General features: G+C 50.7%; 9 protein-coding genes. 6 read left to right on the top strand and 3 right to left on the bottom strand.

Annotated elements, in window-relative coordinates; genetic code table 11:
• The first annotated feature begins 382 nt into the window (after nucleotides 1-382).
• Nucleotides 383-835: an NfeD family protein gene (locus tag K2I50_RS09160; protein ID WP_301026016.1), complete on the top strand. Its 453-nt coding sequence runs from the start codon at nucleotides 383-385 to the stop codon at nucleotides 833-835.
• Between the two features lie 16 nt (nucleotides 836-851).
• A complete protein-coding gene (locus K2I50_RS09155) occupies nucleotides 852-1,826 on the top strand; it encodes an SPFH domain-containing protein (RefSeq protein WP_301026015.1) in 975 nt (324 codons plus the stop codon).
• A gap of 123 nt (nucleotides 1,827-1,949) precedes the next feature.
• On the opposite strand, the gene rbr is transcribed toward K2I50_RS09155, so the two are convergent.
• Together rbr and K2I50_RS09145 are read right to left on the bottom strand one after the other, a co-directional pair.
• Nucleotides 1,950-2,492 (bottom strand): rubrerythrin, encoded by a 543-nt coding sequence (gene rbr, locus K2I50_RS09150; RefSeq protein WP_301026014.1) that lies wholly within the window; start codon nucleotides 2,490-2,492, stop codon nucleotides 1,950-1,952.
• Nucleotides 2,493-2,516: 24 nt separating this feature from the next.
• The gene (locus K2I50_RS09145; RefSeq protein ID WP_301026013.1) at nucleotides 2,517-2,954 is read right to left on the bottom strand and encodes a Fur family transcriptional regulator; all 438 of its coding nucleotides are present in this window, start codon (nucleotides 2,952-2,954) and stop codon (nucleotides 2,517-2,519) included.
• 224 nt (nucleotides 2,955-3,178) lie between these two features.
• On the opposite strand from K2I50_RS09145, the gene trpS reads away from it, so the two are divergent.
• From trpS to rnr, 4 genes are all read left to right on the top strand, one after another.
• Nucleotides 3,179-4,267 (top strand): tryptophan--tRNA ligase, encoded by a 1,089-nt coding sequence (trpS, locus tag K2I50_RS09140; protein ID WP_301026012.1) that lies wholly within the window; start codon nucleotides 3,179-3,181, stop codon nucleotides 4,265-4,267.
• Between the two features lie 50 nt (nucleotides 4,268-4,317).
• The gene (gene galE / locus K2I50_RS09135) at nucleotides 4,318-5,355 is read left to right on the top strand and encodes a UDP-glucose 4-epimerase GalE (RefSeq protein ID WP_135992832.1); all 1,038 of its coding nucleotides are present in this window, start codon (nucleotides 4,318-4,320) and stop codon (nucleotides 5,353-5,355) included.
• 204 nt (nucleotides 5,356-5,559) lie between these two features.
• A complete protein-coding gene (gene gyrB / locus K2I50_RS09130; protein WP_301026011.1) occupies nucleotides 5,560-7,491 on the top strand; it encodes a DNA topoisomerase (ATP-hydrolyzing) subunit B in 1,932 nt (643 codons plus the stop codon).
• Nucleotides 7,492-7,622: 131 nt separating this feature from the next.
• Nucleotides 7,623-9,893 (top strand): ribonuclease R, encoded by a 2,271-nt coding sequence (rnr, locus tag K2I50_RS09125; RefSeq protein WP_301026010.1) that lies wholly within the window; start codon nucleotides 7,623-7,625, stop codon nucleotides 9,891-9,893.
• A gap of 198 nt (nucleotides 9,894-10,091) precedes the next feature.
• On the opposite strand, the gene K2I50_RS09120 is transcribed toward rnr, so the two are convergent.
• The coding region (locus tag K2I50_RS09120; protein WP_301026009.1) for an Rne/Rng family ribonuclease at nucleotides 10,092-11,527 on the bottom strand (1,436 nt) is incomplete at its 5' end.

Here is an 11,527-nt window from a genome sequence, read left to right as displayed (position 1 = left end):
GTTGTTTCGTATATCTTGGCCGCTTTTCGCCCTGTTCCTCAGTTGTGTACATAAAGTACACTCCTTCGTCACATGTCAAAAATCGTCTCAAGCTATACGACCCTGGCGGCAACATTTATTATTAAACAAGCTCTTAATGAGTGCCATCGGCGGCACATTTCTTTTGTTAATGCAAAATTACTAAAAAATCCCAATCACATCACCACTATACCACTACACGCCCTCATGCAGCACCTCGGCTGTATACCGGTTCGCACTTTCCATTTCCGATAATCCGGCTACTATCCACGATAAAATATCAATGTAAACCGATGGATTTTTCATTTTTATTTGATAAATTTGGAAAACAAAAATTTTACAGCATTACAAAACTCTTATAGTCATGACACTCTGGATTATATGGCTCACACTGGCCGCTCTTCTTATGATTGTCGAAGTATTCACTCAGATGGTATGGACACTTTGTCTTGCCATCGGATGCGTTGCAGCCCTTGTCGGCGACTATTTCGGAGCCGCCCTCGAGTGGCAGCTCATCATTATTGCAGTCACTACCGTAGCAGCATACATCGTTCTCGTGCCTTATGTAAAGCGCTGGCATGAAAAGCAGGTAAACAAGGAAGGCCGCACATCGCGCACAGGCATGGAAGCCCTTCTCGGACGCCGCGCCACAGTAACTCAGGTAATTCATCCCGGAAAAATTGGACGTGCACGCATAGATGGCGACTCTTGGCAGGTAGTAGCTCCGGGCGTACCTTATGCGATACCTTGCGGAGCCGAAGTAATCGTAACCGACTACAACTCAATCATCCTTACTGCCACCCTCCCTGATAAATAATCTAAAATCATAAGCTATGTCATACATTCTTGCAGCAATCATTGTCGTACTGGCAATAGTGATTATTTCGGCCGGCGTTAAAGTCGTGCCACAGTCGGAAACTCGTGTAATAGAGCGTCTCGGACGTTTCCACAGCGTGCTCAATCCGGGACTCAACTTCATAATACCGTTTATCGACAAGCCAAAGACAATCTATACACGCCGCGTAGAGACAACTGTCGGCGGACGCTACCTCGTGCGCAACACCGTGACCAGCGTAATCGACCTTCGCGAACAGGTATATGACTTCCCCTCTCAGCAAGTGATAACCCGCGACAACGTGACCACCGAAATCAACGCATTGCTCTACTTCCAGATTACCGACCCGAAGAAAGCCGTATATGAAATCGACAATCTGCCGAACGCTATTGAGAAACTGACACAAACATCGCTGCGTAATGTCATCGGCGAACTCGAACTCGACGAAACCCTCACAAGCCGCGACACCATCAACACAAAACTTCAGGCCATTCTTGACGATGCCACCAACAAGTGGGGCGTAAAGGTAAACCGTGTGGAACTACAGGACATCACACCTCCCGAATCAGTGCGCGTAGCCATGGAAAAACAGATGCAGGCAGAGCGAAACCGTCGTGCCGAAATCCTCAATGCCGAGGGTGAAAAGCAGTCCCTGATACTGCGCTCGGAAGGCGAGAAAGCATCAAAAATCAACCAGGCCGAAGCCACAAAGCAAGCTCAGATATTGCGCGCCGAAGGCGAGGCTCAGGCAATCATACTCAATGCACAGGCTGAGGCCGATGCCATACTGAGGGTAGCTGAAGCTGTACGCTCCGGCAACACCGACCCTGCCACCTATATGCTCGCAATGAAATATATCGATACTCTGCGCGAGATGACATCAGGAAAGGACAACAAGACTGTATACATCCCCTACGAGGCATCGTCAGTACTGTCTTCGATAGGCTCAATCCAGTCACTGTTTCAGAAATAACCGACAGAAGACCGATACAATGATTAATGCCGTTGAAGCCAATCGACTTCAGCGGCATTAATCATTGTATATCAAAAAGTTATATTCTCAGCGATTATGCATCATGCACAATCGTCGGTCTGCTCAATAATTGGTAGCTTCGATTTCAAAGAAGCTCCTGGCATGTGCGCAAACAGGACACTCCTCGGGAGCACTCTTGCCGATTACTACATGACCGCAATTGCGGCACATCCACACAGTATCTCCATCACGTGAGAATACAATACCCTGCTCGATGTTGGCAAGCAGCTTGCGGTAACGCTCCTCATGATGACGCTCTATGGCCGCCACTGCGCGGAAACGCTCTGCTATTTCAGAAAATCCTTCCTCATCGGCTTCTGCCGCCATACGGTCGTACATGTTGGTCCACTCGAAGTTTTCTCCTTCAGCAGCCTCACGAAGGTTGGTCATTGTGTCGCTGATACTGCCGCCATTGAGAAATTTAAACCACATCTTGGCATGCTCCTTCTCGTTATGGGCAGTCTCCTCGAAGATTGCGGCAATCTGTTCATAACCATCCTTACGTGCCTTTGACGCGAAATAGCTGTATTTGTTACGTGCCTGCGACTCTCCGGCAAAAGCCTCCATGAGGTTACGCTCTGTCTTTGTTCCTTTTAACTCTTTCATTTTTCTATAGATAATTATATTTACTTATGATTCAATACAATCGGGACATATACCCTTGAAACAGACATCCACACTGTCTGTACGGAATCCCGGAGTGACCGACAATTCAATCCCGTCGGGAATCTCTACATCTGTTATTCTCCCACACCTACGGCATATAAAATGCCCATGAGGAGGCTGCAACGCAAAGTCGTAGTGACGGTTTCCGCTCTCAATCTCCAACTCTTTTACAAGCTGACCGGAAGTCAGAGCATGAAGCGAATTGTATACTGTCGTACGCGACATTGAAGGAAACTCCTCAGCCAGGTCGGTATAGATTTCGTCGGCAGTAGGATGTCGCCTCAGATTCGCGATGTGCGAAAGTACGGCCATGCGCTGTACCGACGGACGCACTCCGGCAGTGTGCATCATCTCTATCAGTCGTGATGGAGAAAACGGTATATGTGATTCTGTCGATGACATAAAAATTAACTATTTTGTAATTGGTACAAAGTTAGTAATAATTCCAATATATCCGCCATGTCTTTACACTTATTTTTAATAAATATATTTCATTAACAGAATACGCTGACCGCGCATACTTATGAATTTACAAGTGGATGCATACACAAACATTTACACGAGAATGTAGAGGTAAATTAGCAGAAAATAGGTATATTTGCAGAACAATTCATAGACAATACAATATGGAAAAAGTCATACTTACCGGCGACCGTCCTACCGGCAAACTTCATCTCGGCCACTACGTCGGCTCACTCCGACGCAGAGTCGAGCTACAGAATTCGGGCCTATTCGACAAAATCTTCATAATGATTGCCGATGCCCAGGCACTTACCGACAATGCCGACAATCCCGAGAAGATTCGCCAGAATCTCATCGAAGTTGCCCTCGACTACCTGTCGGCAGGCATCGACCCTGACAAATCGACCATATTCGTGCAGACTGCCGTGCCCGAACTTACCGAGCTCGCATTCTACTACATGAACCTCGTAAGCGTAAGCCGCGTGCAGCGCAACCCTACCGTAAAGACCGAAATCAAGATGCGCGGGTTTGAAGGAGAGTCAATACCGATGGGATTCTTCTCCTACCCTGTGAGCCAGGCGTCGGATATCACCGCATTCAAGGCCACAACAGTACCTGTAGGTGACGACCAGGCACCGATGATTGAGCTTACCCGCGAAATTGTCAACCGCTTCAACCACATATATGGCGACGTGCTCGTAGAGCCCGAAATCATGCTCCCCGACAATGCCGCCTGCCACCGCTTGCCCGGCACCGACGGCAAAGCTAAGATGAGCAAATCGCTCGGCAACTGTATATATCTTTCCGACACACCCAAAGAGGTGAAGAAAAAAATCAACTCGATGTATACCGACCCGCTTCATCTTACCATCGACTCACCGGGACATCTCGAGGGCAACTGTCCATTCATTTATCTCGACGCATTCTCCCGTCCAGATCACTTCGCCAAATACCTTCCCGAATACTCCTCGCTCGACGAACTCAAGGAGCACTACACTCGCGGCGGAGTCGGCGACGGCACTGTAAAGAAACTGCTCTACAACGTCATCGAAGAGGAACTCGCTCCCATACGCGAGCGCCGCAAGATGTGGGAAAAGGATATTCCCGGCGTGTATGAAATACTGCGCAAAGGCTCTGAAGCAGCACGCGAGACCGCGGCCAAGACCCTCGAAGAAGTACGCGCCGCAATGAAAATCAATTACTTCTCCGACAAAGCCCTGATAGAAGAGCAGGCAAAGGCTTTCGCAAAATAAGCCTTCATCCCCTACGACTGAAATTACTTATTTTACATTAACCCGACAATATGAAAAAAGGCACAATCCTCGTAACCGGCGGTACCGGCTACATCGGATCACACACCGTAGTCGAGCTGCAGCAGGCCGGCTATCCTGTAGTGATCATTGACAATCTCTCCAACTCCAACCGCGAGGTACTCGACGGAATCGAGCGCATATCAGGCATACGTCCCGAATTTGTCGAGGCCGACTGCACTGACATGAATGCCCTTACCGCTCTCTTCGACAAGTATACCGACATCAAGGGTATCATCAACTTCGCTGCCAGCAAGGCCGTGGGCGAATCGATGGAAAAGCCGGTACTCTACTACCGCAACAACCTCAACACCCTGATGAATCTGCTTGACATCATGGCCGAGCGTGGAGTAAAAGGTATTGTATTCTCATCATCCTGTACAGTATACGGAGAGCCCGACGTTAACCCCGTCACCGAGCAGTCGCCTATCAAGAAAGCGACATCGCCCTATGGCAACACAAAGCAGATTTCCGAGGAGATAATTACCGACGTAATAAATGCCGGAGCACCCTTCAAGAGTGTCATACTCCGCTACTTCAACCCCGTAGGCGCACATCCATCGGCTGAAATCGGCGAACTCCCCAACGGCGTGCCTCAGAACCTCATCCCCTACCTCACCCAGACAGCCATGGGCATACGTAAGGAGCTCAGCGTATTCGGCAACGACTATAATACCCGCGACGGATACTGCATCCGCGACTTTATCGATGTTGTCGACCTCGCTAAGGCTCACGTAATCGCTGTAGAGCGCATGCTTGAAGACAAGTCGGAAGCCAAGATTGAAATCTTCAACCTCGGCACAGGCAACGGCCTCAGCGTAATGGAACTCATCACAGCTTTCGAGCGTGCCACAGGCGTGAAGGTACCCTACCGTATCGCACCCCGCCGCGCCGGCGACATCGAACAGGTATGGGCCAACCCGACATATGCCAACGAAGTGCTCGGATGGACAGCCTCCACACCCATCGACGACACCATGCGCTCGGCCTGGAAATGGCAGCAGCGTCTGCGCGAGCGCGGTATAATGTAATCAACTCGTAATCACACATATAATAGCGTCCCTTATGCCAACTAGCATAAGGGGCGCTATTGTGTATATGACTGAAGTAATCCACACTCCGACACGGCATTTTACGTTTGCTCATTTAGCGGATTTTTCGTAAATTTGTATGCTCTAAACAGGGCAATGACGCCTTAAAGCATGGGCGTTGAAAATAATCAAACGCAAATATAAATGTCAGAACAGAAAGAAGAATACAGCGCCAGTAACATCCAGGTGCTCGAAGGCCTTGAGGCCGTAAGAAAACGCCCTGCGATGTATATCGGCGATATAAGCGCAAAAGGTCTGCACCATCTTGTATATGAGGTGGTCGACAACTCTATTGACGAAGCTCTCGCAGGATTTGCCACCCATATCGAAGTAACTATCAACGAGGACAACTCGATTACCGTAGTCGACAACGGTCGCGGTATCCCTGTCGACATGCATGAGAAAGAGCACAAAAGCGCCCTCGAGGTAGTGCTCACGGTGCTGCACGCCGGAGGCAAGTTCGACAAAGGCAGCTACAAGGTGTCGGGCGGTCTGCATGGCGTAGGTGTAAGCTGCGTCAACGCTCTGTCGACATACCTCCGCGCAGAGGTACACCGCAACGGAAAGGCCTACATGCAGGAATACTCATGCGGCAAGCCCACCAGCGAGCTGAAAATTATCGGAGAAAGCTCTCATACCGGCACAAGCATAACCTTCAAGCCCGACGACAGCATATTCACAGTCACAGTCTACGACTACAACACTCTGGCCAACCGCCTGCGCGACCTCGCATTCCTCAACGCAGGAATCACCCTTACCCTGACCGACATGCGCACAATCGACGCCGACGGCAACCCGCGCCGCGAGGTGTTCCACAGTGAGCATGGACTGGAGGACTTCGTTCGCTACATCGACTCAAGCAAAGAATCGCTTATCAACGACATAATCCACCTCAACACAGAGCGCCAGGGCATACCGGTGGAAGTAGCGCTTACCTACAACACCACCTACAACGAAAACGTATACTCCTTCGTCAACAATATCAACACCATCGAAGGTGGAACACACCTCTCCGGATTCCGCCGCGGCCTTACCTCGACGCTGAAAAAATATGCCGAGGACTCAAAGATGCTCGAGAAACTCAAAATCGAGATTGCCAGCGACGACTTCCGCGAAGGTCTTACCGCAGTAGTGTCGGTAAAGGTAATGGAACCCCAGTTTGAGGGTCAGACAAAGACCAAACTCGGCAACAGCGAAGTCACCGCATCCGTATCTCAGGCCGTAAGCGACGCACTGCGCGACTACCTCGAAGAACATCCCCGACAGGCCAAGATGATTGTCGACAAGGTAATCCTGGCCGCTACCGCACGCCATGCAGCCTACAATGCCCGAAAGAATGTACAGCGCAAATCGCCACTCTGCGGAGGAGGACTCCCCGGAAAACTCGCCGACTGCTCAAGCCGCACGGCTGAAGACTGCGAGCTCTTCATTGTCGAGGGTGACTCGGCAGGCGGTACCGCAAAACAGGGCCGCGACCGTACATTCCAGGCTATCCTTCCTCTACGAGGCAAAATCCTCAATGTCGAGAAAGCAATGGACCACAAGATTTTCGACAACCAGGAAATCACCAACCTCTTCCGTGCCATGCGTGTCACAATCGGCACCGCCGAGGACTCCAAGGAGGTGAATCTCGACAAACTCGCCTACCACAAAATCATCATCATGACCGATGCCGACGTCGACGGCGCCCACATCGCCACCCTGCTGATGACATTCTTCTTCCGCCGCATGCGCCCGATTATCGAAAACGGATATCTCTACCTTGCGACACCGCCGCTCTACAAATGCACCAAAGGCAAAGTGGAAGAATACTGCTGGACCGACGCACAGGTACAAAGTTTCATCGCACGCAACGGCGACAAGACCAAGGTAATGCGCTATAAAGGTCTCGGTGAGATGAGCGCACAGGAACTGCGCGATACCACCATGTCGCGTGAAGGACGTCTGCTCAAGCAAGTAAACATCAACGATGCTGCCGAGGCCGACAGAATCTTCTCGATGCTCATGGGCGAGGATGTGGCGCCGCGCCGCGACTTCATTGAAGAAAACGCAAATTATGCCAATATCGACGCATAATATCCTATAAACCTTTACACAACGACGAGTGGCACACACAACTTATGCCACTCGTCGCGCGTTATTTAAACATAGCTGCGGGAGCCCGCATTATAACCTTTCTCCATATATTTACCAAACTTATACACAACATGGCCAATTCAAGAAACGCCCGCAAAAACGCATTCCGCGAACTATACGCGGCAATCGACGACTTTATCAGCCGACAGGGCAACAAGACATTCAACTACAAGCAGGTGGCCCATGCTTTAGGCATAGACACCAAACCGCAGCAAAAAGCGGTGGCAATGCGTCTTGCCGAGCTTGAATTTGACGGCATACTCATAGAAGTCGCTCCAGGCAAGTATCAGGCTCCAAGCCGTGGCACCGAGGCTATAGGCACATTCTCGCGCCGCAGCAATGGCAAAAACGGTGTTGTAATCGACGGCGAGGAGGACAACCTCATATTTGTAGCCGAACGCAACTCATTGCATGCTCTCAACGGCGACCGCGTAAAGGTACTGATAGCCGCCCATCGCAAAGGGCTGGAACCCGAATGCAAGGTAGTCGAAATAATCGAGCCTAATGACCAGCAGTTTATCGGAACTCTTACTGTCGAACGGCATATAGCCACTCTCAACACTGACTCCAAATTCCTCGCCAACGATATATTCATCCCCAAAGGTAAGCTCAAAGGTGGCAAGACCGGCGACAAGGCCATCGTCCGGATTACCGACTGGCCGGCCGACGACAAGAACCCGCGCGGCGAAGTAATCGACATACTCGGAAGGAACGGCGAAAACAACACCGAAATGCATGCAATTCTCGCTGAGTTCGGACTCCCCTACCGATATCCTGAAAATGTCGACAAAGCCGCACAACGCATCGATGCCGGCATAACTCCGGAAGTGATAGCATCGCGACTGGACATGCGCGACGTTACCACATTCACCATCGACCCGCGTGATGCAAAGGACTTCGACGACGCTCTTTCCATACGCCGCCTGCCCGACGGACACTACGAAGTAGGCGTCCACATAGCCGATGTGACACATTACGTCACCCCCGACACTATAATCGAGAAAGAAGCCCAGAAACGCGCTACCTCGGTATATCTCGTCGACCGCGTGGTGCCAATGCTTCCCGAGCATCTTTCAAACGGCATATGCTCTCTGCGCCCCGACGAGGAGAAACTCACATTCAGCTGTGTGTTTGTCATGGACGATGACGCAAATGTGATTTCTCACCGTATCGCGCGCACAGTCACATGCTCCAACCGCCGCTTCACCTACGAGGAAGCACAGGAAGTAATCGAGACTGGCCACGGCGACTTCGCGGAAGAAATCCTCACCCTCGACCGCCTGGCCAAGATATTGCGCAAGCGCCGCTATGAGCTCGGCTCTGTAGAATTTGACCGTGAGGAAGTGCGCTTCGAAATCGACAAGGACGGACATCCTGTAGATGTCTTCTTCAAGGAATCGAAAGACTCCAACAAACTTATTGAAGAATTCATGCTGCTTGCCAACCGCACGGTAGCAGCCGAAATCGGAGTACCGAAAGGAAAGAAGAAGCCCAAGGCATTCGTATATCGTATCCACGACCAGCCCGACGTGACACGCCTCACCGATCTGGCCGCGATAGCACGCAACTTCGGCTACAAAATCAAGACTTCCGGCACAGCAAAGGATATCAACAAATCCATCAACCGCATGCTCGCCGATGTAAAAGGCAAGGGAGAGGAAAATCTGTTGTCGGTACTCGCCATCCGCTCAATGGCCAAGGCAATCTACTCGACCGACAACATAGGCCACTATGGACTGGGATTTGACTACTATACCCACTTCACATCGCCAATCCGGCGTTACCCCGACATGATGGTACACCGCCTTCTCGACAAATATCTCTCCGGCGGCCGCTCGGTCAATGCAGAGAAACTCGAGGATTTATGTAAACACTCCTCGCAGATGGAACAGCTCGCGGCAAACGCCGAACGCTCGTCAATCAAATACAAGCAATGCGAGTATCTTGCCGACCGTCTCGGAGAAATATACGACGGAGTAATATCCGGAGTGACCGAATGGGGACTATATGTAGAGCTAAACGAAAACAAATGCGAGGGCCTTGTACCTATCCGCGACCTGGCCGACGACTACTACGACTTCGACGAGAAAAACTACTGCCTTGTCGGACGCAAGACCCATACACGCTACACGCTCGGCGACCGCGTACGTGTGCAGGTGGCACGCGCCAATATCGAGAAACGCATGGTTGATTTCGCGCTGCTCGACGACACAGGCCGTCCGGTAGGCGACTATGCAAAAGGAAAAGAGGTAAGCGTGAAGGAGGCTCTTTCCGGACGTCCAAAGTCGGGACGCGGCTCAAAGCAGCGCCGTGGCGCTGACCGCACACGCCGCCGTCGCTAAACACGGCAAATCCCGTCAAAGGATTCTCTGCCGGTTGGATGTTTAACATTGACGATGAAGTCTACATAATTGACTGAGTCACTATCAAAGATATGATATAAGAGACTTAAAAGCCAAAGATGGCATTGTCAACCGACTCGGGTTGACAATGCCATCTTTGGCTTTTAAGTCTTTTGATAGATTATAACACTCAGACACTTAGTCTCCTTTGTTACGTTCCTTGGCTTTGTTTTTTGATTTTGTAGAAGATGTCTCGAGGTCTTTCTCCTCGGCAAGTTCGATTACATTCTTATCGCGGTCGAGTACACGGTACTCCAGGTAAGCCAGCGACTGGTCGGGCATGATTTTAAATTTGCCGCCGAGTTCAAGTTTCCATCTGCGCGACAACGATACAAGACCCTTCTTAAGATAGGCGTCGACGTATGGGTGTACGTACATGATGAAATTGTTGACCTTGAGATCATTGATAAGATACTCAAGTTTCTCTTTCAGCGTATCTGTAAACAGCAGTGAGGGCTGCACCTCACCCTTGCCAAAACATGACGGGCACTTCTCTGCCGTAACTACGTCAAGAGCAGGGCGCACACGCTGACGCGTAATCTGCATCAGGCCAAATTTACTAAGAGGCAGTATGTTGTGGCGTGCACGGTCATTGGCCATCACCTCGCGCATGTGGTCGTACAGAGCCTGGCGGTGTTCGGCCTTGTTCATGTCGATAAAATCGATTACGATTATACCGCCCATGTCGCGCAGGCGCAACTGGCGTGCGATTTCGTCGGCGGCCCGCAGGTTCACCTCAAGAGCGTTGCTCTCCTGGTCGTTGGCTGCGCGGGAACGGTTGCCTGAGTTCACGTCGATAACGTGGAGCGCCTCGGTATGCTCGATGATAATGTATGCACCGGAGCGGAACGACACCGTCTTGCCAAACGATGACTTTATCTGCTTCGTTACGTTGAAATGGTCGAAAATCGGCTCGTCCTTTGCATAGAGTTTTACGATTTCCTGACGCTCCGGAGCAATCAGACTTACATATTTTGAAATCTGGCCGAAAGTCTCGGCATCGTTTACGTAGATGCTTTCAAACGACGGACTGAACACGTCGCGCAACATCGACACGATACGGCTCTCCTCTTCGAAAACGAGAGCCGGGGGAGTAGAACGCTGAGCGTTGGCCACAGTATCCTCCCAACACTTGAGAAGAGTCTTAAGCTCGTGGTTGAGCTCGGCCACACGCTTTCCTTCTGCCGAAGTGCGTACGATTACTCCGAAATTCTTAGGACGGATACTTTCTACAAGCTGACGCAGACGCACCTTCTCTTCAGTGGTCTTGATTTTCTGCGATATGGAAATCTTGTCGCTGAACGGTATCAGTACCAGAAAACGTCCGGTAAAAGTAATCTCTGTGGTTAGGCGCGGACCTTTTGACGAAATAGGCTCCTTGACAATCTGAACCATCAGCAACTGGTCCTTTTCAAGCGTGTCTGTCACAGACCCGTGCTTGTTAATGTCGGGGAGCAGTTTCATCCTCGAAAGAGAGGGAACATGCTTTTTATCGTCGAAAGCCTGCTTTAGAAATTCGCGGTAAGAGGCGAATTGGGCGCCCAGGTCCAGGGAATGAAGGAAAGCGGCTTTGT

Origin of the sequence: Muribaculum sp. (genome assembly GCF_029051885.1) — a bacterium.
Classification (GTDB): Bacteria; Bacteroidota; Bacteroidia; order Bacteroidales; family Muribaculaceae; genus Muribaculum.
This window is presented reverse-complemented; position numbering and strand designations above follow the sequence as displayed.

Coding starts and splice junctions, on each gene's coding strand:
- rbr (WP_301026014.1), bottom strand. CDS start 2,492: ATGAAAGAGTTAAAAGGAACAAAGACAGAGCGTAACCTCATGGAGGCT.
- trpS (WP_301026012.1), top strand. CDS start 3,179: ATGGAAAAAGTCATACTTACCGGCGACCGTCCTACCGGCAAACTTCAT.
- gyrB (WP_301026011.1), top strand. CDS start 5,560: ATGTCAGAACAGAAAGAAGAATACAGCGCCAGTAACATCCAGGTGCTC.
- galE (WP_135992832.1), top strand. CDS start 4,318: ATGAAAAAAGGCACAATCCTCGTAACCGGCGGTACCGGCTACATCGGA.
- rnr (WP_301026010.1), top strand. CDS start 7,623: ATGGCCAATTCAAGAAACGCCCGCAAAAACGCATTCCGCGAACTATAC.
- K2I50_RS09145 (WP_301026013.1), bottom strand. CDS start 2,954: ATGTCATCGACAGAATCACATATACCGTTTTCTCCATCACGACTGATA.
- K2I50_RS09155 (WP_301026015.1), top strand. CDS start 852: ATGTCATACATTCTTGCAGCAATCATTGTCGTACTGGCAATAGTGATT.
- K2I50_RS09160 (WP_301026016.1), top strand. CDS start 383: ATGACACTCTGGATTATATGGCTCACACTGGCCGCTCTTCTTATGATT.